Raw genomic sequence first — 19,258 nt, 5'->3', positions numbered from 1 at the left:
TTCGGTGGTCCGGTGTTCTCCAGGGAGGACGCGGCCGGGGCCGATACGGTTCTCCGGGCGCCGGCCGGCCGTGCGGCTCATGCCGCCACGCGGCCGACCGGCGCGGTCGGCGCGGTCGGCGCGGTCGCCGCGGTCGCCGTGGCGGTCCGGTCAGCGGTCCGGTCGGCGGCGGTGGGCGCGGGCCGGTCAGGGGGCGCCGAGGGCGTACGGGTCAGCAGGAGCACGCCGCGCGTCGCGGCGACGGCTCCCGCCAGCGCGAACAGTACGCCCAGCACACCGCCCTGGAGGCGTTCGCCGAGCAGGACCATGCCGATCGCCGCCGCGGCCAGCGGGTTGGCGAGGTTGACCACGGCCAGCGGGGCGCCGAGCCCGCCGCGGTAGGCGCGCTGGGACAGGAGCATCCCGCCGACCGCGAACACCACGACGAGCAGGGCCACGGCGACGACCCTGACGCTGAGCAGGGATCCGCCGCGCCCGCCCGCCACGGCCACGGTCTGGGTCAGCGCGGAGGCGGCCGCGGAGGCGAGTCCGGAGGCCATGGCGTGCCGGAGCCCCGAGCGCGGGTCCTTGACGGCGGTCAGCAGCAGGATCACCGCTGTCGTGGCCCCGGAGACGGCGAGCGCCTCGGCCAGGCTGAGGGTGTCGTCGGGTGCCGGTCCGGAGGCCGGGAGCAGCAGCAGGCCCAGTCCCGCGACGGTGGCCAGGGTGCCCCGCCATTCGGTGGCCGCCACCCGGCGGCCGGCGCCGCGCGCACCCAGCGGGACGGCGGCCACGAGGGTGAGCGCGCCGAGCGGCTGCACGAGGGTGAGCGGACCGTACCGCAGGGCCGCGGCGTGCAGCAGCGCCGCGGCGGCGTTCAGCCCGGCCGACCACCACCAGGCGCCGGAGCCGAGCAGGGCCCTGGCGCTGCGGGCGACGGCGGCGCGGGCGAGCCGCTCCTGGGCGACGGCTGCGGCCGCGTAGGTCACGGCCGAGGCGAGGCAGAGGGCGACGGCGAGAGCGGTGGCGTTCACCGCTCGGCTCCTGCGGGGGCGGCTCCCGGGGCGGGGGTGGTGCGCGGGCCGGACGCCGGGGCGGGGGTCGGACGGGGGCCGGGGCCGGAGACCGGGGCCGGGGCCGGAACAGGGGCCGGGGCGGCGGTCCGCCGGCCGGGCAGTGCCCGTACGGCGCCCGCATCCGCATCCGCTTCCACAGCGGCACCGGCACCCGGCCGCGGGATCAGCAGCAGGGCGGCCCCGAGCAGGACGGTCGCGACGATCGCGTCGAGCCAGTAGTGGTTGGCCGTGCCGACGACCACGAGCAGGGTCAGCAAGGGATGCAGCAGCCACAGGGCCCGCCATCGGGACCCGGTGGCGGCGATCATGCCGAGCGCGAGCATCAGCGCCCACCCGAAGTGCAGGGAGGGCATCGCCGCGAACTGGTTGGCCAGGGTGTCGGTGGCGGGCGCGGCCCCGTAGACGGTGGGTCCGTAGACCTGGCCGGTGTCGATCATGTCGGCGGCGCCCAGCATCCGCGGGGGCGCGAGCGGGAAGCCGAGGTGCAGGACGAGAGCGGCTCCGGTGAGCACGGCGAGTACGCGGCGGGCCCACAGGTAGTGGGCCGGGCGGCGTATGTAGAGCCAGACCAGGAAGAGCGCGGTCGCCGGGAAGTGGACGGCGGCGTAGTACGTGTTGGCGGTGTGCACGAGGGCGTCCCCGTGCAGCAGCAGCCGCTGCACCGCGCCCTCGCCGGGCAGGTGCAGGGCGCGCTCGGCGTCCCAGATCCGCGCGGCGTTGCGGAAGGCCTCTTCGGTGCGGCCGGTCGAGAGCGTGCGGCCCGCCTTGTAGACGGTGAACAGCCCCGCGACGAGCAGCAGCTCGCGTATGAGGCGGCGGCGCGCGGCCCGCCGTCCGGCCGCCGCCCCGGCGGGTGTGGTGTGGGAGGTCATCCCCCGGTCCTTCTTCCTGCTCGCACAGATCGACACGCCAGTGTATCGATACATTCGCGTATCGATACGCCGGTGTACCGATACGCTCGCGTTCCCGTACACTTCTCGTACTGGAACATGCCGCCCGGGCGCCCTGAGGAGAGCCGCACCCCCATGACGTCGACGCCGACCACCGCGCGCCGCTCCAAGATCACCCCGGAGCGGGAGCAGGAGTTCTACGAGGCCGTCCTGGAGCAACTGCGCGAGCACGGCTACGAGGCCCTGACCATGGAGGGCATCGCAGCCCGGGCGAGCTGTGGCAAGTCCACGCTCTACCGGCAGTGGAAGACCAAGCCCCAGCTCGTCGCCGCCGCCCTGCGGGCGAACCGGCAGGGCACCCTCGTCGCGGTGGACACCGGCTCACTGGCGGGCGACCTGCGCGAGGCGGCCCGGATCGCGGCCTGTACCTCGGGGCGCGACACCCGCCTCATGCAGGCCCTCGGGCACGCGGTGCTCAGCGACGAGGAACTGCAGTCCGCGCTGCGCGAGGCGCTGGTCGAGCCGGAGCTGGCCGCCTTCGACACGATGGTGGAGCGGGCGGTGGCGCGCGGCGAGATCGCCGCGGACCACCCGGCCGTGGAGTTCCTGCCGGCGCAGCTGATGGGTGTGCTCCGCATCCGGCCGGTGCTCGAAGGCCGGTACGCCGACGCCGACTACCTGGTCCGGTTCGTCGACGCGGTCATGCTCCCCTCCCTGGGCCTGACACCGCCCGGGACTCCCGGAACTCCCGGGACCCCCTGAACCGGCGGGCCGCCGTCCCGATGACCGGACGGTGACCTGCCCGCGCTGCCTCGTGGGGACGGCGGCAGCGCGCCACCCGGACCGGGCGGCGGTCACTCACTCGAGGAGTGACCGCCGTCCGATCTGAGCGGCCCCTGGACGGGGCCCGCCGTCAGCGGACTCCGCCCATGGTGCGGGTGAACTCCTCCGGGCCGGCGTCGAAGCCCTGCAGGCGCGCGTCGAGGGACCACGCTCCCGAGTCGTCGCGGGTGAACTCGGCGATCGTCGCCGCGGTGGCGGACGGGACGGACCCGAAGTCGCCCTGGGCGAGGTCGGTGTAACCCTCCCGGATGCGGATCCCCGTGCCGACGACGTCGGCGAACGTGATCGGGTACCCGGCGCCGGTGTTCTGGATGATCACCCCGACCACCACGCGGCGCAGATCCGGTGCCATCCGGTCGAGTTCGAACGTCATGACCTCGTCGAAGCCGAAGCCCTGGCCCGTGTGGCTGTCCCGGTTCAGGGTGATGGTGCCGTCGGGTGACCGGCTGCCGAAGTGCACCAGGTGGACGGGGACCCCGTGGAGGTCGGCGGCGCCATAGACCGCGGCGACTATGTCGAGGTCGTGTTCGGGTGCCCCGGCGGGGCTGGGGTCCCACCGCAGCGCGACCTCGACCTTGGCCAGGCCCTTGCGTATTCCGGTCACCGAACTCCCCCTTCGCTTACGGGTATTGCCCGGCCATGCTCCCACGTGTCCCCCGCCACGGTCCGAACGACCGTACGTTCCCGGCCAGTGCGCTCACCTGGCGAGGTCCACCCGTACGGTCTCCACCCAGGCCGGGGGCGCGGGCGGACTCTCCCCGACCAGCGCGGCGATCAGCCGGCAGGACGGGGTCTCGTCCGGCCACGGCGTGAACCCGTCGGTCAGCACGACCACGACGTTCGGCCGGTCGGGCAGGGCCAGCGCGGCGCCGATGCCGACGCGCATGTCCGTGCCTCCGCCGCCGGCCAGGGCCACCTGGTCGGCGCTGTTCACCCGGGTCACCGCGTGTACGTCGGCGTCGCACGCGAGGACCGCGACCCGGTTGCCGCCGACCCCCACCTCCCGCAGCACGCCGGTCACTTCGGCCAGGGCGGCGGCCAGGTCCTCCGGGCCCATCGAACCCGAGGTGTCGATGACGATCGCGACCCGCGGCAGCGGCCGGCGCAGGCTGGGCAGCACCACACGGCCGCCGAGCGCGGGGGTACGGCGCGAGGGGCGGCGGTACGTGTAGTCCACCGCGCCGGCGGCCCAGGCGGCGGCCTCCCTGACCGCTCCGGACAGGGCGCGGCGCCAGTCGACGGAGGGCTCCAGCAGTTCCTCGGCCCACCGGGCCCAGCCCTCGGGGATCCGGCCCCGGGTGCGCTGGTGGGAGCGTACGGCCTGGGCGGTCTGGCGGCGCAGCGCCTCCGCCTCCACCGGGCCGACCCGGGCGGGGCCACCGTCCTCGCCCAGCTCCCAGGGCATGGGGGTGCCGTGTGCGCCGGATCCGCAGTCCACCCCGTCGCGCGTGGCGGGGACCGCGGGCAGGTAGGTCTCGAACAGGCCGCCCGTGGGCAGGCCGAAGAGCGCGGGCTCCATCCTGCCCGCGGGCAGCGTCAGCCCGTCGGCGAGCAGGTCGTCGTTGATCTCGCAGTCCTGGGCGATGTTGACGCGGACCCGATCGCGCTGGTCGGCTGCGGGCAGGCGCTCGGCCCGGCCGTGGTGGTCGCGCAGCAGGTGCGCGACCTCGTGGATCCACACGCCGGCCAGTTCGGCGACCGGGGTCGCCTCGACGAAGGCGGGCGAGACGTAGCAGCGCCAGTGCCGGTCCACGCCCATGGTGCGGACGCCCTCCGAGGGGACGACCGTCAGGGCGTACAGGGCGGAGGCGAGGTACGGGCGGGCCTCGGCGGCCTTGTAGCGGGCCGCCAGGAGCTTCGCGCGGTCCAGACGCACGGCCGGGCTCAGCCGCCGCCCGGCAGGGAGCCGGACAGCTGGAGCAGTTCCACGAAGGCGTCGATGCCGGCGGGTACCGGCCAGTCGAGGTCGCGCATGGCGGCGAGGTCGGCGGCGGCGCGGGCGGCGACGTCGGGCACGCCCGCGTCCACGGCCTTGGCCAGCACCGCCCAGCCCGCCTCCCAGCGGGGACGGGTGAGTTCGCTCTGCACGGCCGCGACCACGGCGATGAGGAAGGCCAGCTGCCGGTCGCCGCGCTCGGGCAGCGCGAAGGCGTCCGGGTCGGCCAGCACCCGGTCCGGGTCGGGCAGGTCGAGGTGTTCGAGGTACGAGAGCAGCTCGATCCCGGCGGCTTCGCCCACGGCGCCGGTGAGCGCGGCGGCCAGGGCCTCCCGGCCCGTCGAAGCCGCGTACCCGGTGGCCAGCAGCCGCAGGGCCATCTCCCAGGTACGCGGGGAGGGCCAGCCACGGCCGCGGGAGGCGGCCTCGGCGGGGATGTGGTGGACCAGGCCCGGCCGGGCGGTGAGGAAGCCGGAGACCACGCCGCGGGCGCGGGCGGCCGAGCCGGAGGCCTTGGCGGGATCGACTGCCGGGATCGCCACCTCCGGCCAGGTGCCGGCCATGCCGCGGGCCACGGTGCGGGGGTTGTGCGTCCAGTCGAGGTGGACGAAGCGGTTGGCAAGCGGGGGGCTGAGGTGCCAGCCGTCGGCCGCGCTGGCGGGCGGGTTGGCCGCGGCGACGATCCGTACCGCCGGGGGGAGTTCGAGGCTGCCGACCCGGCGTTCCAGGACCACGCGCAGCAGGGCCGCCTGCACGGCGGGCGGGGCGGAGGACAACTCGTCGAAGAAGAGCAGGCCGTGGCCGGTGCGGGCGAGGCGCACCGCCCAGTCCGGCGGGGCCATCGGGACGCCGGTGGTGGCGGGGTCGTCGCCGACGACGGGCAGCCCGGAGAAGTCGGACGGCTCGTGGACACTGGCGATGACGGTCTCCAGCTCCACCCCGAGCGCGGTGGCGAGCTGCCGCATGCCGGCGGACTTTCCGATGCCGGGCTCACCCCACAGCAGGACGGGCTGATTGGCCGTCACGGCCAGGGCCAGCGCCTCGAGTTGGGGGTCGGTGGCGGGTTCGCTCCGGGTGGTGCTCAGCCGCTTGCCCAGGGCGTCGGCGGCGGCCAGGGCCGGGGAGGGCTGATGCTGCCGGGTGCTCATGCCTCGTCGTCCTCGTCGTCCTCGTCGTCCTCGAATTCCTCGCGGTCCTCCACGTACTCGTCCCACCAGTCGGCACCGATGTCCGGGAACTCCTCGTCGACGCGCTGCCGCAGGAAGTCCAGGTCGGTGCGCTTGTAGCGGAGGATCTCCTGGGACAGCGACAGTTCCATCTCGTCGATGACGTCGATCCGGGAACCGGCCGCCAGCAGGGCCCTGACCAGGTCAGGCGAGCCGCCCCAGTGCACCGCCGACAGCAGCGGGGTGCGCTCGTGGCTGTCCCTCGCCTCCAGGTCGAGTCCGGCCGCGAGCAGCCGGGGCAGCAGCACTTCGTGGTCGAGGAGGTGGAGTTCGTGCAGCAGGCCGCGGCCGCGGGCGTCCCGGATCCGGGGGTCCGTGCCCGCGTCCAGCAGCGCCACCACACCCGGGGTGTCCCCGTGCTGGGCGCGCAGGAACAGCTCCCGCCGCTGGGCCCGCAGGGCGCGGGGCAGCCGGCCCTCGCCCGTGATCCAGGTCTGCTGCACGGCGAAGCACCCGGCGACCGCGCCGCCGAACGCCCGCATGGCTCGCTCCCGCTGCTGTTCCTCAGGGGTGTGCGGCAGATCGAGTACGCCGCCTCGCGAGCGCACCTCGTGCCACTCACCGCAGCAGCGCACCTTGACGGGCCCTGCGTCGGCGGGGCCGGGCGGGCCCACGGCCGGTCCGGCGCCGGGGAACAGTGCGGCGGCGACCAGCGGGTGCAGCTCACGCGGGGTGATCCGGCCGGTGCGCACCAGTTCGAGGTCGGGCAGCGGCTGCCAGACGTACCGCGGCAGGGGCGGGACGGCGAGTGCCTCGTCAAGCTCCATGAAGCGGGCCCGGAGCCGGTCGGGGCCGCCGGGTTCCAGCAGGAGGTAGGTGCGCCAGTCGGCCGTGATCCGGTACCTGTCCCCCGCGCCTGACGCCACGAGCCGCCCCACCTCCGGCACGAGCCGGGTGAGGTCGACCCGGACCTGCCCGAAGAGGGTCTCGGGGTCCACCGGACGCTGGTACGACTGGGGGGTGGGCACGGTCAGGTCCCGCTCGATGCCCGCGGCCTCGTACGCCGCGGCGACGTCCCCCCGCGCGTGCAGCAGGGCGATCCGCTCGGCGCGGCCGTCCGGGTCACCGAAGCGCTCGCCCAGCTCGGAAGCGCACCGGGCGTCCCAGAACGGCCGGACGGCGGTCCAGTCCTCCGGTACGAAGCCGCGCCCCGTGTACCGGTTCCACTTCACCGGGACGACCGGCGCGCACTGCAGACGCAGCCGCTGGGGGCCTTCTGCCATGAGGGGCGTGGTGACGGACAGGACCGGGGCGCCGGAGCCGTCACCGTACGAGGCGAGCAGGATCCGCCGCTCGGTGTCGATCGTGGTACGGCCGCCGAGCAGCCGGGGCACGTGCCAGCGCAGCAGGTCCGGGGCGAGGTGGCGGAGGTCGTCCTCCAGCGCCCCGGCGACGGAGGCGCCGTAGCGGGCCGCGAGCTCCGGCAGGTCGAAGTCGACGTCCACGGCGGCGACGGCGCAGGCCGCCCGCCAGTCACCGGCCAGGCGGTGCGCGGTGGCCTGCTCGATCATCCAGCCCGGCACGGCGTACCGGCGGATCCGCTGCCAGGCCGGGCCGTCCTCGGGCAGGAAGCCGCCGTGCAGTCCGGCGTACGGGCTCACCGGTACACGCTGCCGATGGCGCGCAGGTCGGGGTGGGCGGCCCGGGCCGGGCGGAGCCGTTCGGCGAAGGAGCGCTTGACCCGGCGGGGCAGGCCGGGGCCCAGGCCGACGTACTCCAGGGGGCTGTCGGCGGGCACCGCGGCGAGCAGGCTCTTCGCGCCGCGCCCGGTGAGGCCGGTGTGGCGCAGCTCCAGGCGGCGCAGGGGGCTGCCGGGGAGTGCGGCGGCCAGGGCGTACGCCCCTTCGTCGCCGGGGTCGTTGCCGGCGGATCCGAGGTTGCGCTCGGACATGGTCCGGCCGAGGTCCAGGACCTCGATGGAGCCGAGGGCGCCGGCCAGGGAGCGCGCTCCGGCGGCGCCGATGCCGTTGCCGCCGAGGCCGAGGCGGACGGGGCCGGCGGAGACCCCTGCCGCGCCGGCCAGGACGGCGGCGCCGTCGTCGCCGAGGTGGTTGGCCGGTACGTACAGCTCGCGCACCCCGGCCTCCCGGATCAGGGCGGCGAGCAGCGGGGCGGCGTCGGGGCCGAGGCCGTTGCCGCCGAGGAAGAGCCGTTCCAGGGGCTGCTCGCGCTCCAGCAGGGCGTCGAGGAGGAGGCGTACGCCGTCCGCGCCGATCCCGGTGTTGACCAGGTCGAGGGTGCGCAGCGCGGTATTGCGGCGCAGCAGCGCGGCGAGGGTGCGGGCGCCGTCCTCGAAGAGCGGGTTCCGCTTGAGCCAGAGGGCTCGGACGGTGGTGTCGTCGACGAGGGCGCCGACGAGGGCGGCCACCCCGTCGGGGCCGATCCGGTTGCAGCCGAGGTAGAGGGTGCGCAGCCCGTGCCCGTCCGCTGCGGTCGCCAGGCTCTCCGCCAGGGTGCGCGCGCCGCCGTCGCCGATGGCGTTGGTGCCGAGGAGCAGGTGGGTGGCATGCGCGGAGGCGGCGGCCGCGGGCAGCAAACGGGCCGCGCCGCCCGGGCCGAGTCCCTGCTTGCAGAGGTCGACACGGCCGTCGGTGCGCAGGGTCCCGAGCGGGAAGGCCTCGTCGGCCTCGACCGGACGGTCCGCCGCGAGCCGGGCGAGCAGCGGGTCGAGTCCCGCGGGGTCGGCCTGCGGCATGTCCGGGTGCTCGATCGCGGGGCACCGTACGGGTGTCGGCTGTGTCATCACCACTCCACCGGTTCCTTCGCCGGTGCCCGGCGTCCATCACGACTTGAAGACGTGAACATCTGAAGACAGCAAGAAGACAGCAAGTAGACGCAAGACCGGTCGGATTCGAACCGACGTCCTCCAGCTCGATGCGTGGGCGCGACGACCTCTGCGCTACGGCCTTGCTGCGGACGATCATACCGGCCCGGCGGCCGGAAATCGATCACCAGTTTGGGTGATCGATCCCCGACTGCCGGGTTTTGTCTACCAGTTGCCGTCTTGTACGGGTTTGCCCGGCCTCGGGGCGTTACCGAGCGGCTTGACCTGCGCGGGGCCCGGCTCCACCCAGGCGGCGTGGTCGTCGCCGATCCACTCCCCCACCGGCTTGACCCCGGCCAGCGCCTCCGAGGGCGCGAGGTCGGCGGCCGACTCGTCGTAGTAGTCGAACCAGGGCAGCCCGGCCTGGGTGTAGGCGGCCCGGTCCACCGGCGAGGGCGGCGCGTCCTCCCCGGTGATGCGGCGCCAGGCGGGCGGCGTCACCAGATGTACGAAGACCCGGGCGGCCGGCTCCCCCGCCCAGGCGGAGAGTGGCCGGTCGTCCTGGTAGACCTCCTGGCGCATGGAACCGCCGACGCCGAGCCCCATCGCCGGAGCTGCGGGCGGCGCACTACGGGCGGGCGGACACCCCGGAGCAGCCGGTGCCGCCCCCGGCGCCGGGATCCCGCCCGGCGCCGCCGCCATCGGCATGGGCACCGGGCCGCCGAAGCCCGCGAAACCGCCGGGCGCGGGCGGCGGGGTGGGGGGCAGCGGGGCCCCGTACGAACCGCGGGACTGCTCACGTGTCCGCTCCGACCGCCGCCACTCCTCCAGTACGGCCGGGGCCAGCGGGAACGCCTGGAGCTGCACTCCGCCGGTGGTCTCCTCACCGGTGACCTGTCCCTCGACCGTGGCACCGAGCCCGAGCGGTACGGCGACGAACTGGCGCACGGTCCCGTCGCCCGAGTTGATCCCGTCCAGCCACGGCTGCCGGGGCAGCACCACGTAGTTCTGCGGACCACGGGCGAGCCGGCCCGTCCAGCGCTCGCCCGACACCGCGCACACCTTGCCGACCCCGACCTGGAGCGCGGCGGGCTCGCGGGTCCCGGCGAAGCTCAGCCACATCGCCTCGCGCAGGTACACGGGCAGCATCACGCCGCCCTTCGCCAGCCACTCCGGCGGCACCGTGTCCGGGTAGTCCTCCACCCGCCGGAGCGGGAACTCCCCCAGCCCCGGCGGCAGGGCGTGCGTGCCCGATTCGGGCAGCCGCAGGGTCCGGATGAAGCGGACCTGCACCCCTTCCCCCAGTGGCAGCGCGTTCCCGTCGACCCGTACCGAACCTGTTCCCATACCCGCCCCTTCTCCCGCCTTCTCCCGCTCCGGTCCGGATCCGGCGCAGGATCTGCGGCCGGACCGGATCGTTATCCTCAAGTTTTGCTCAGATGTAGTGACGCTGCGGCCGCCACCTTCCTAGCTTCCTCGTACACGTGTCGTGACGTCCCCCCACGCATTCGCGGTTCCACGCGCCCCGGCGATCCCGGCGCGCGTCCCGCGTCACCGAGGAAAGAGTGCAGCAATGAAGGTTCCCCAGGCCGGCGCGGTCGCCGCAGTGATCGCCCTCGCCCTGACCACCTCCGGGTGCGGCGGTGACGACGAGGCCGCGGGGACCCTCTCCATCGGCATCAAGTTCGACCAGCCGGGCATCGGGCTGCGCGAGACCGGCGGCGTCTTCTCCGGTTTCGACGTGGACGTCGCCACCTACGTCGCCAAGGAGCTCGGCTACAAGCCGGACCGGATCGAGTTCAAGCAGGTCTACAGCAACGACCGCGAGCTGCTGCTCCAGTACAACGAGGTGCAGTTCGTCGCCGCGAGCTACTCGATCAACGAGAAGCGCAAGGAGAAGGTCGACTTCGCGGGCCCGTACTTCGTGGCCCACCAGGACCTGCTGGTCCGCGCCAGTGACACCACCATCACCAAGGCGGAGGACCTCAACAGCAAGAGGCTCTGTTCCGTCACCGGCTCCACCTCGGCGGAGAACATCCGCAGGGGCCTCGCCCCCAAGGCGAGCGTGCTGGAGCTCCCCGGCTACTCGGAGTGCCTCGTCGCCCTCCAGGACAACCTGGTCGACGCCATGACCACGGACAATTCCATCCTGGCCGGATACGCCGCCCACAAGGGCAACGAGGGCAAGTTCAAGCTGACCGGCCAGAACCTGAGCAACGAGAACTACGGCATCGGCGTCAAGAAGGGCAACAAGGAACTCCAGACCAAGATCAACGCCGCGCTGAAGAAGATGGTCGCGGACGGGTCCTGGGAAGCGGCCGTGAAGAAGAACTTCGGCGCCGACTACAAGTACGAGCCGGCACCGGCGATCACAACGGGCAGCTGACGATCGTCGAGGCGGTGGCCGGGTCCGACCAGTCGGCGTCGAAGCGGGCATTGACGACGTAGAGCCGGTCCCCGTACACCGCCGCCGTCGTCGGCTCGTCGAAGCGCGGGTCGGTGATCTGCCGGAGGAAGCGGGCCCGGCGGCCGTCGCCGCTCAGGGTGAAGACGTCCACGGCATAGCTCCAGTTGCGTACGACGTACAGCGTGCGGCCGTGGACCACGAGCCCGTCGCCGTTGACCGCCGACCCGCCGTCGAGCACGGTCCGGGTGGCGACGCCGCTGCCGGGGTCGATGCGGAAGAGCGCCTGCGCGGTGTCGTGCACCACCAGCAGGGCCCGGCCGTCGGGGGTCCGCTCGATGCTGTTGGCGCCCCAGTGCTCGCCGCCGGGCGGCACCGGCACCCATTCGCTGCCGATCCGCAGTGCGCGCGGGGCGGAGCCGGGGCCGGTGAGCTCGCGCCCGGCGGGCAGGAAGTACAGGACGTCGCTGAAGGAGTCGGTGAACCAGGCGCCGCCGCAACCGACGACGACGTCGTTGACGAAGGCGGTGCCGGTCACGGCCTGGTGCGCGGCGAGGACCCGGCCGTCGCCGGGGTGGACGACCCGGATCTGCCCGCTGGCGCCGCCCGCGACGAGCAGCCTGCCGTACGCGTCGAGCTTGAGCCCGACCGACTGCGGCCCCCGCCCCTGGGTGACGATCCAGCCGGTCCCGGTGGCGAGGTCGGCCCGGTAGACCGAGCCGTCGATCAGCGAACCGGTGTAAGCCACTCCGCGGGCGGAGACGGCTATGCCCTCGGGCTGGAAGCCCGGCGGGATCGCGACGGTGTCGGGCCACCGGGCGGCGGACGACGGAGCCCCGGACGAGGGGCCACCGGACGACGGTGTCCCGGACGACGGTGTCCTGGCCGGCCGGGCCTGGGCGAGCGGGGCGAGCGGACCCGCGAGCGCGGCGCCGCCGAGGGCCGCGGCCGCGCCGATGAACCTGCGCCGACCCAAGGGTCCGGTCACGATGTGTCCTTTCAACTGCCCCGTCATGAGCGTCGGTTGATGCCCACAGCTCAGCACACCGGGCCGTGCACCGGCGGTCCCGCATCCGGACACTTCACAAGGGAATGGGGAGGCTCCCCTTCACGGCTGGGGAGCCTCCCCTTAACGGCTGTAGCGGGAGCCGGCAGGTCAGGCCACCGGGGCCTTGCTCCGCAGCACCGTCAGGAACTCCCGCATCCAGCGCGAGTGGTCGGGCCACGCCCTTGCTGAAACCAGCGTGCCGTCGACCACGGTCTCGGAATCCTCGAACTCTGCCCCGGCTGCCTTCATGTCCAGCTCCAGCGCCGGATACGCGGTCACCCGACGGCCGGTCAGGCCCCCGGCCGCCGCGGTGATCAGGGGACCGTGGCAGATCTGGGCGATCGGCTTGTCGGCGTCGGCGAAGGCGGCCAGGATCCGCCGCACCTCGGGGTCGTTGCGAAGGTACTCCGGCGCCCGGCCGCCCGGGACGACCAGGGCCGCGTAGTCCTCGGTGACCACCTCGGTGAAGGCCAGATCGGCCGGCCAGGTGTAGCCGGGCTTCTCGGTGTAGGTGTCGAAGCCGTCCTCGAAGTCGTGGACCACGAACCGCAGCTTCTTCACCGACGGAGCGGCGATGTGGACCTCGTAGCCCTCCTCGCGCAGGCGCTGGTACGGATACAGGACCTCCAGCGACTCGGCCGCGTCACCGGTCACGATGAGGATCTTCACTGCCATGGGCTGCTCCAGGAAGGGCTGGTCACGGTCGGCTCGGCCCCACGGGGCCACCGCTACCCTGCCCGCGCCGCGTGCCCGGCACACCACAAGATCCGCACGCCGGACACATGGTTTTTACCTGTAGGGCACATGACAATGTGAGCCTCGCTGTGCCACCTGACACCCCGCCAATTCCCCGGGCGGGGACGGTGCGTTTGGAGAGGTACCCCCACGTGATGAGAATCTCGCGCCTGACTCCCTGGGCGGCCGGCCTCGCGGCTGCCGCCCTGTTCGCCGTACCGGCCGCCGCCTCGGCCGGCCAGCAGCGGACGGGGGATGCCCGGTCCGCAACGGCCCCGGGCACGGCAACAACCACGGCCACGGCCACGGCCACGGTGGACGATTACTACGCACCCGCCGCGGGCAAGACCGGAGCCGCGCTGAAGACCGCCCTGCACGACGTCATCAAGACCCAGTCCAAGGTGACCTACGACGGCGTGTGGAACGCGCTCAAGGTGACCGACCAGGACCCGGCGAACCCGAACAACGTCATCCTGGTCTATTCCGGCCGCTCCCAGTCCAAGTCCACCAACGGCGGCGACCCCGACGACTGGAACCGTGAGCACGTCTGGGCCAAGAGCCACGGCGACTTCGGCACCGCGACCGGCCCGGGCACCGACCTGCACCACCTGCGCCCCGAGGACGTCACGGTCAACAGCACCCGCGGCAACAAGGACTTCGACATGGGCGGCAGCCCGGTCTCCGAGGCCCCGGGCAGCTACACCGACGCCGACTCCTTCGAGCCGCGGGACGCGGTCAAGGGTGACGTGGCGCGGATGTTGCTCTACATGGCCGTGCGCTACGAGGGCGGCGACGGCTTCGCCGACCTGGAGATGAACGACAAGGTCAACAACGGCAGCGCCCCCCTCTTCGGCCGGATCAGCCTGCTGAAGCAGTGGAACCAGATGGACCCGCCGGACGCCTTCGAGCAGCGCCGCAACCAGGTCATATTCGACACCTACCAGCACAACCGGAACCCGTTCGTCGACCACCCGGAGTGGGTCAACTCCATCTGGTAACCGGACGGGGCGGCCAGGACGCCCTCCGGGGGTTGGGCCGCGGCGGGGCAGGGTATTCGCAGGCCAGAGGCTGCGGTCCGCGCCCGACGGGGCAGCCCACGGAGGTGCGTCGTCATGGACGGAGCGGGACTTTCCGATCGCGAGCAGCGTGCCCTTTCGGCGATCGAAGCCCATCTGAAAGGCGACCGGTCACTCGACCGGATCCTGCGGTCCGCGCACCGGCGTCACCGCGCCTTCGCGGCCTGCCTGCTCGGCGCGGTGACGGTGGCACTGCTCGTCGCGGCCTCCGTCACCGTGTCCCAGCCGCTGATCTGGGGCTTCTCCGCGGCGTGGATCCTGACGGTGGTCACGGCCCTGCCGCTGATCGGCCAGTGGGCCCGTCGCCGCTGGCAGCGCCGGGAGCGGCTGGGCTGAGCGGAACGGTCGTACCGCCGCGCGGAGCCCGCGGGCGGACGCGGAGCGGTGTACCGCCGCCGCGCGGAGCCGGCTGGACGGACCGGGGATCCAGCGGGCCGGATAGTCCGTGTAGCCGCGGGCGTCGCCTCCGAAGAAGGTGGAGGGGTCCGGGGTGTTGTACGGGCCCTCCGTGCGCAGCCGCTCCGGGAGGTCGGGGTTGGCCAGGAACAGGGCCCCGTAGGCGAGCAGGTCGGCGGTGCCGTCCTCGATGAGCGTCAGCGCCCGGTGGTCGGTGGATCCCTCGGTCGCCGGGTTCAGCACGAGCGGGCCGGTGAACTGCTTGCGCAGCGCCAGAGTGATCTCTCGCGTCGCTTCGAGCCCGTGCTCCATGATGTGCAGGTACGCCAGCCCGAGTCCGTCGATCTCCTTGGCCAGGGCCTCGTAGGCGGGCAGCGGGTCGGGCTCGGAGATGTCGTTGACCGGGTTCCCGGGCGAGACGCGCAGCCCCGTGCGCTCGGCGCCGATCGCGGCGGCGACCGCCTTGACCACCTCCACGGCGAAGCGGATCCGGTTCTCGGTGGTGCCGCACCATTCGTCGGTGCGGCGGTTGGTACCCGGTGCGAGGAACTGGTGGATCAGGTAGCCGTTGGCCCCGTGCAGCTCCACGCCGTCGAAGCCGGCCTCCACGGCGTTACGGGCGGCCCGGGCGTAGTCGGCGATGGTCGCCATCCCTGCTGACGGGCAGGGGAGCGCGATGCGGCTGAGGGCCCGGCGTCCTCCGGCGCGCGACGGCTCGCGGCGGACCTGCGCCCCGCGCCGTGTCAACCCGGCGGGTCCAGGCGGTCGGCGAGGGCGGTGAAGCCGGTCCACGGCAGGACCGGGGTGCGGGCGTCCCAGACCTTCTGGGAGAGCGCCGCGAGCGGCATCCGGATGCCCGCCGCCACCTGGGCCTGGGTCTGCGCGCCGGACAGGTCGGACCAGACGGCGAGGCGCCCGCCCAGGATCTGGTCCGCGTACTGCGCCGGGACGGCGGTGGTGCCGCGCAGGACCAGCGGGGTCCACTGTTCGTAGATGCGCCGGCCGGTGGGGTACGTGAACTGGTTGGGCTCGCCCAGCACGTAGTACAGGTACTCGTCGTTGAGGTTCACGACCTTGCGGCCCTCGCGCAGGTACTCCAGCGGCGGGCGGGCGCCGATCTCCTTGCCGGTCCAGTACTCGACCTGGATGTCCTTGGCCGCGCTCGCGACCCCGCCGCGGAAGAAGCCGTCGTTCCAGGCCTTCAGCGCCTTGCCCGAGGGCCGCACCGTGTCCGCGCGGTCGTTGAGCCAGCCCGTGGCCAGGTCCTGCACGCGGGCCGTGGGCCCGTACCGCTGCCGCGCCGCGCTCGCGAGCTGCGGGAAGGAGGCTTCGGGATCGCGGACCACCAGCGCCTGGTATTCGTCGGCACCCAGGTGCCAGGCCCCGCCGGGGAACAGCGGCAGGTACTCGCGCAGCAGTTCGTCGACGAGCTTCGCGGACGCGGGGTTCGCTATGTCCACCGCGCCCTTCACGGCCCTGCCCTGTACGTCGCGCAGTTGCAGGTTTGGGTGGGCGCGCAGCACCGCGCCGAGGTGTCCGGGAGAGTCGATCTCGGGGACGACGGTGATGTGCAGGCGGGCGGCGAGTGCGGTGATGGCGCGCACCTGGGCCTTGGTCAGGTGCGGGGTGGAGACGATCTCGGGGTGGCTGTCGGACTCGATCCGGAAGGCCTGGTCGTCGGAGAAGTGCAGGCCGAGCCGGTTGAGCTTGAGGTCGGCCATCTCGCGCAGCCGGTCCTCGATCCAGTCGGGGGTGAAGTGCTTGCGCGCTATGTCGAGGTTGAGCCCGCGCTGGGGCTTGGCCGGGCCGTCGCGCACGGTGCCCTCGGGGGCCGAACCGGCGCTCCGCACGGCCTGTTTGAGGGTGCGGGTGCCGTAGAAGACCCCGGCCTCGTCGGGGCCGGCGATCCGGACGCGGCCGTCCTTGACGTCGAGGGTGTACGACTCGGCTGGGCCGGATCCCTTGGCACCCAGGGCGAGTTGCACGTCTCCGGTGCGCGGCTCCCCCGACTCGGCGTATCCCATCCGCAGTTCACCGGCGAGCAGCCTGCCCTCGTCGGACAGGGCCGCTTTGTCGCCCGGCGCGACGACCACGCGGGCCTCGGGGGCGGGCTTCCACCCGGGGCCCCGGGCGGGTATGTGTTCCCGTACGGCCGGGATGGTGCGCGGGGCGGCGGACAGGGCGTACGAGCGCGTCGGGGACGGCGCGGCGTCGGTGGGCGCCGGGGAGGGGGCCGCCGAGCCGGCCCGGGCGGTGGCGCCGGGCGTCGGGGCAGCGGGGGCGCGGGCCTCGTCGGAGGCGGCCGTGCAGCTCGGGACGGCAAGGGTGACGAGGGCGGCGACCGTGGCCGTCGCCATGACGTGGCCTCTCACATGGAACCTCGGAATTCGCATCATGCGCCCGTCTCCCCCGTACCAACCTGGCACGGAGGAGACGGGCGCGCGACCCGGAGGCCTCAGACCAGGGCTTTCAGCGCGGTGGCGGCGAGACCGTGGTCCTGGCCGGGGGCCCCGCCGCCGACACCGCGGGCCCCGGCTGCAGCCACCCGGCCGGTGCGGTCCGCGGGCCCGGCCGTACGGCGCTCCAGCGCGCCGGAGACCACGGCGAGGACCAGGGCGGAGGCGGCCAGCGCCGCGCCGACCCAGTTCGGGGCGGTCCAGCCGAGGCCGGCGGCGATCACCAGGCCGCCGAGCCAGGCGGCGAGGGCATTGCCCAGGTTGAAGGCGCCGATGTTGACGGCGGAGGCCAGGGTCGGCGCGCCCGCCGCCTGGTCGAGGACCCGCTTCTGGAGCGGGGGTACGGTCGCGAAGCCGAGGGCGCCGATGAGCACGAGGGTGACGGCGGCGCCGGCCTTGGTGTGGGCGGTCAGGGTGAACACGGCCAGCGTGACGGCGAGCGCGCCCAGGGACACGTACAGCATCGGCATCAGCGCACGGTCGGCGTACCGGCCGCCGATGAGGTTGCCGGCGACCATGCCGAGGCCGAAGAGGACGAGGAGCCAGGTGACGGACGAGTCGGCGAAGCCGGCGACGTTGGTCATCATCGGGGTGATGTAGGTGATCGCGGCGAAGACGCCGCCGAAGCCGAGGACGGTCATCGCCATCGCGAGCAGCACCTGGACGTTGCGGAAGGCGGCCAGTTCGCGGCGGATCCGTACGCCGCCTTCGGGGCGCGGCAGTTCGGGTACCAGCCGGGCGATGCCGAGCAGGCCGAGGACGCCGAGCCCGGCGACGATCAGGAAGGTGACGCGCCAGCCGAGGGTCTGCCCGACGAGGGTGCCGAGCGGGACGCCGACCACGTTGGCCACGGTCAGGCCGGTGAACATCATGGCGATGGCTCCGGCCTTCTTCTCGGGCGCGACGAGTTCTGCGGCGACGACGGCGCCGATGCCGAAGAAGGCGCCGTGGGCGAGGGAGGCGACGACCCGGCCGGTCAGCATGACCCCGAAGGCGGGGGCGAGCGCGGAGAGCACGTTGCCCGCGATGAAAAGGCCCATGAGCACCATGAGCATCCGCTTGCGGGGGATGCGGGTTCCGAGGACGGTCATCAGCGGCGCGCCGAGGACCACGCCCAGGGCGTAGCCCGTGACCAGGAATCCCGCGGTCGGGATGGAGACGCCGTAGTCGCCTGCGACCTCGGGGAGCAGGCCCATGATCACGAACTCGGTGGTGCCGATCCCGAAGGCCCCGATGGCGAGGGCGAGGAGTGCGAGAGGCATGAGGGGAGGTGCCCTTCAGGGGAGGGGTGGAGCGGTTCGCGGCCTGCGGCCGCCGGAGCGAGGCGTACGTTGCTGTCGCTGCTTACGTGCGTCCACATTAATTGCACACGCGGGATATTTGCAAGCGCGGGCTATTGCAGGGGTGTCCTATCCTGGTGGGCACACGCAGCACACGCTTCGAAGGAGGAGCCATGACGGCCACGGACAGCGCGCTCACCGCCCTCTCCCAGGGCTGGTGCGCCCTCTCCCTCCTGCACGGGCGGATCGAGGCGCACATCGAGCGGGCGCTCCAGTCGGGGCACGGCCTCAGCGTGCGCGAGTACTCGCTGCTCGACGTCCTTAGACGCCAGCACAGCGGGCCGGGCGGGCACCTGCGGATGCACCAGGTCGCCGACTCGGTGGTGCTCAGCCAGAGCGCGACGACCCGCCTGGTCAGCCGGCTGGAGGACCGCGGCCTGCTGAACCGCTACATCTGCGACACCGACCGCCGGGGCATCTACACCGACGTGAGCGAGGCGGGCCTGGCCCTGCTGGCCGCGGCCCGGCCGACGAACGACACCGCCCTGCGCGAAGCGCTGGACGAGGCCGCGCGTAACCCCGAACTGGCCCCGCTGGTCGCCGTGGTCGAGAACACCCGGTCCAGCTGAGGGCTGTCCCGAAACCCCGGCGGGTCAGCGCACGGCGCCAGATGTGGAGCATGCAACGCGGAGGGGCGCCCCCATACCGTGCGTATTCGGGCGTTCCGACAACGCAGCGAGGTGGCGTAGCCGGCGTCGTGCGCCCGCCGGGGATTACGGGACGGGTCTCAGGGCTTTGACGGGCTCGGGGACGCCGACGGGGGCACGGAGCGGGAGCTCGTGGGCGGCGGGGACGCCTGCGGGGGCGCGGACTTCGACGGTGAGACCGGGACCCCCGTGCGGGACGGCATCGCCGAGGGTGTGGCGCTCGGGGCCCGGCCCGGCGCGGAGCTCGGCCCCGGCACGACGGACGGAGTCGGCGACAGCGACGGAGTCGGCGTCGGCGTCGGGGACCCGATGTCGGGCGGCGCGGCGGGCGGCGCCGGGCGGACCGCCGGCGGCTCCGGAGCGAGCACGAGGTAACCCACCACGGCGGCCGCCGCCGCGGCCAGGCCGGCCAGCGGCAGCCCTAGGCTCCGCAGCCGCGCCA

General features: G+C 73.7%; 18 protein-coding genes and 2 pseudogenes. 6 read left to right on the top strand and 14 right to left on the bottom strand.

Features of this window, described 5'->3' with window-relative positions:
- Nucleotides 1–77: 77 nt before the first annotated feature.
- Nucleotides 78–1,013 (bottom strand): hypothetical protein, encoded by a 936-nt coding sequence (locus AB0D48_RS27820; protein ID WP_362402580.1) that lies wholly within the window; start codon nucleotides 1,011–1,013, stop codon nucleotides 78–80.
- Nucleotides 1,010–1,927, bottom strand: coding sequence for a phosphatase PAP2 family protein (locus AB0D48_RS27815; RefSeq protein ID WP_362402577.1), 918 nt, complete (start codon nucleotides 1,925–1,927; stop codon nucleotides 1,010–1,012). Before AB0D48_RS27815 ends, AB0D48_RS27820 begins: the two co-directional genes overlap by 4 nt.
- A 153-nt stretch (nucleotides 1,928–2,080) precedes the next feature.
- On the opposite strand from AB0D48_RS27815, the gene AB0D48_RS27810 reads away from it, so the two are divergent.
- A complete protein-coding gene (locus tag AB0D48_RS27810; protein ID WP_362402573.1) occupies nucleotides 2,081–2,707 on the top strand; it encodes a TetR/AcrR family transcriptional regulator in 627 nt (208 codons plus the stop codon).
- A 151-nt stretch (nucleotides 2,708–2,858) separates the two neighbouring features.
- Here AB0D48_RS27810 and AB0D48_RS27805 read toward each other — a convergent pair whose 3' ends face one another.
- From AB0D48_RS27805 to AB0D48_RS27775, 7 genes and pseudogenes are all read right to left on the bottom strand, one after another.
- A complete protein-coding gene (locus AB0D48_RS27805) occupies nucleotides 2,859–3,392 on the bottom strand; it encodes a TerD family protein (protein ID WP_362402570.1) in 534 nt (177 codons plus the stop codon).
- Nucleotides 3,393–3,485: 93 nt separating this feature from the next.
- Entirely contained in the window at nucleotides 3,486–4,664 is a 1,179-nt protein-coding gene (locus AB0D48_RS27800) for a VWA-like domain-containing protein (RefSeq protein ID WP_362402567.1), read from the bottom strand.
- 8 nt (nucleotides 4,665–4,672) lie between these two features.
- Entirely contained in the window at nucleotides 4,673–5,872 is a 1,200-nt protein-coding gene (locus tag AB0D48_RS27795; protein ID WP_362402564.1) for an AAA family ATPase, read from the bottom strand.
- A complete protein-coding gene (locus AB0D48_RS27790; protein ID WP_362402561.1) occupies nucleotides 5,869–7,551 on the bottom strand; it encodes an ankyrin repeat domain-containing protein in 1,683 nt (560 codons plus the stop codon). Before AB0D48_RS27790 ends, AB0D48_RS27795 begins: the two co-directional genes overlap by 4 nt.
- Nucleotides 7,548–8,693 (bottom strand): gala protein, encoded by a 1,146-nt coding sequence (locus AB0D48_RS27785; protein ID WP_362402558.1) that lies wholly within the window; start codon nucleotides 8,691–8,693, stop codon nucleotides 7,548–7,550. Before AB0D48_RS27785 ends, AB0D48_RS27790 begins: the two co-directional genes overlap by 4 nt.
- 93 nt (nucleotides 8,694–8,786) lie before the next feature.
- A pseudogene (locus AB0D48_RS27780) lies at nucleotides 8,787–8,859 on the bottom strand.
- Between the two features lie 80 nt (nucleotides 8,860–8,939).
- Nucleotides 8,940–10,061 carry a hypothetical protein gene (locus tag AB0D48_RS27775; protein WP_362402555.1) on the bottom strand — a complete coding sequence of 374 codons (1,122 nt, stop codon included), beginning with the start codon at nucleotides 10,059–10,061 and terminating at the stop codon, nucleotides 8,940–8,942.
- 226 nt (nucleotides 10,062–10,287) lie between these two features.
- On the opposite strand from AB0D48_RS27775, the gene AB0D48_RS27770 reads away from it, so the two are divergent.
- Nucleotides 10,288–11,100 (top strand): glutamate ABC transporter substrate-binding protein, encoded by an 813-nt coding sequence (locus AB0D48_RS27770; RefSeq protein WP_362402552.1) that lies wholly within the window; start codon nucleotides 10,288–10,290, stop codon nucleotides 11,098–11,100.
- Here AB0D48_RS27770 and AB0D48_RS27765 read toward each other — a convergent pair.
- Complete coding sequence (locus AB0D48_RS27765) at nucleotides 11,084–12,106, bottom strand: superoxide dismutase (protein ID WP_362402550.1); 1,023 nt, start codon at nucleotides 12,104–12,106, stop codon at nucleotides 11,084–11,086. The genes AB0D48_RS27770 and AB0D48_RS27765 overlap by 17 nt on opposite strands.
- A gap of 168 nt (nucleotides 12,107–12,274) precedes the next feature.
- A complete protein-coding gene (locus tag AB0D48_RS27760; protein ID WP_362402547.1) occupies nucleotides 12,275–12,841 on the bottom strand; it encodes a DJ-1/PfpI family protein in 567 nt (188 codons plus the stop codon).
- A 215-nt stretch (nucleotides 12,842–13,056) separates the two neighbouring features.
- Here AB0D48_RS27760 and AB0D48_RS27755 point away from each other — a divergent pair, with 215 nt between their 5' ends.
- Together AB0D48_RS27755 and AB0D48_RS27750 are read left to right on the top strand one after the other, a co-directional pair.
- The gene (locus AB0D48_RS27755; protein WP_362402544.1) at nucleotides 13,057–13,899 is read left to right on the top strand and encodes an endonuclease; all 843 of its coding nucleotides are present in this window, start codon (nucleotides 13,057–13,059) and stop codon (nucleotides 13,897–13,899) included.
- A gap of 114 nt (nucleotides 13,900–14,013) precedes the next feature.
- Entirely contained in the window at nucleotides 14,014–14,313 is a 300-nt protein-coding gene (locus tag AB0D48_RS27750; RefSeq protein WP_362402541.1) for a DUF3040 domain-containing protein, read from the top strand.
- 96 nt (nucleotides 14,314–14,409) lie between these two features.
- Here AB0D48_RS27750 and AB0D48_RS27745 read toward each other — a convergent pair.
- The 3 genes and pseudogenes from AB0D48_RS27745 to AB0D48_RS27735 form a co-directional block, all read right to left on the bottom strand.
- A pseudogene (locus AB0D48_RS27745) lies at nucleotides 14,410–15,021 on the bottom strand (alkene reductase); the annotation flags it as partial.
- 95 nt (nucleotides 15,022–15,116) lie between these two features.
- On the bottom strand, nucleotides 15,117–16,730 hold the full coding sequence (locus AB0D48_RS27740; protein ID WP_362402538.1) for a family 20 glycosylhydrolase: 1,614 nt from the start codon (nucleotides 16,728–16,730) through the stop codon (nucleotides 15,117–15,119).
- Between the two features lie 98 nt (nucleotides 16,731–16,828).
- The gene (locus AB0D48_RS27735) at nucleotides 16,829–18,091 is read right to left on the bottom strand and encodes an MFS transporter (protein ID WP_362402534.1); all 1,263 of its coding nucleotides are present in this window, start codon (nucleotides 18,089–18,091) and stop codon (nucleotides 16,829–16,831) included.
- Nucleotides 18,092–18,282: 191 nt separating this feature from the next.
- Here AB0D48_RS27735 and AB0D48_RS27730 point away from each other — a divergent pair, with 191 nt between their 5' ends.
- Complete coding sequence (locus AB0D48_RS27730) at nucleotides 18,283–18,738, top strand: MarR family transcriptional regulator (protein WP_362402531.1); 456 nt, start codon at nucleotides 18,283–18,285, stop codon at nucleotides 18,736–18,738.
- A gap of 210 nt (nucleotides 18,739–18,948) precedes the next feature.
- Complete coding sequence (locus AB0D48_RS27725; RefSeq protein WP_362402528.1) at nucleotides 18,949–19,191, top strand: hypothetical protein; 243 nt, start codon at nucleotides 18,949–18,951, stop codon at nucleotides 19,189–19,191.
- Nucleotides 19,192–19,258 lie beyond the last annotated feature (67 nt).

Source organism: Streptomyces sp. NPDC048269 (assembly GCF_040652395.1).
Classification (GTDB): Bacteria; Actinomycetota; Actinomycetes; order Streptomycetales; family Streptomycetaceae; genus Streptomyces.
The sequence above is the reverse complement of the archived record's forward strand: the minus strand, read 5'-3'. Positions and strand labels throughout refer to the sequence as shown.

Bases quoted from the DNA above. Each gene is read 5' to 3' on its own strand.
- AB0D48_RS27775 (WP_362402555.1), bottom strand. From the start codon at position 10,061: ATGGGAACAGGTTCGGTACGGGTCGACGGGAACGCGCTGCCACTGGGG.
- AB0D48_RS27740 (WP_362402538.1), bottom strand. From the start codon at position 16,730: ATGGCGACGGCCACGGTCGCCGCCCTCGTCACCCTTGCCGTCCCGAGC.
- AB0D48_RS27760 (WP_362402547.1), bottom strand. From the start codon at position 12,841: ATGGCAGTGAAGATCCTCATCGTGACCGGTGACGCGGCCGAGTCGCTG.
- AB0D48_RS27810 (WP_362402573.1), top strand. From the start codon at position 2,081: ATGACGTCGACGCCGACCACCGCGCGCCGCTCCAAGATCACCCCGGAG.
- AB0D48_RS27755 (WP_362402544.1), top strand. From the start codon at position 13,057: ATGAGAATCTCGCGCCTGACTCCCTGGGCGGCCGGCCTCGCGGCTGCC.
- AB0D48_RS27815 (WP_362402577.1), bottom strand. From the start codon at position 1,927: ATGACCTCCCACACCACACCCGCCGGGGCGGCGGCCGGACGGCGGGCC.
- AB0D48_RS27750 (WP_362402541.1), top strand. From the start codon at position 14,014: ATGGACGGAGCGGGACTTTCCGATCGCGAGCAGCGTGCCCTTTCGGCG.
- AB0D48_RS27770 (WP_362402552.1), top strand. From the start codon at position 10,288: ATGAAGGTTCCCCAGGCCGGCGCGGTCGCCGCAGTGATCGCCCTCGCC.
- AB0D48_RS27795 (WP_362402564.1), bottom strand. From the start codon at position 5,872: ATGAGCACCCGGCAGCATCAGCCCTCCCCGGCCCTGGCCGCCGCCGAC.
- AB0D48_RS27735 (WP_362402534.1), bottom strand. From the start codon at position 18,091: ATGCCTCTCGCACTCCTCGCCCTCGCCATCGGGGCCTTCGGGATCGGC.
- AB0D48_RS27730 (WP_362402531.1), top strand. From the start codon at position 18,283: ATGACGGCCACGGACAGCGCGCTCACCGCCCTCTCCCAGGGCTGGTGC.
- AB0D48_RS27785 (WP_362402558.1), bottom strand. From the start codon at position 8,693: ATGACACAGCCGACACCCGTACGGTGCCCCGCGATCGAGCACCCGGAC.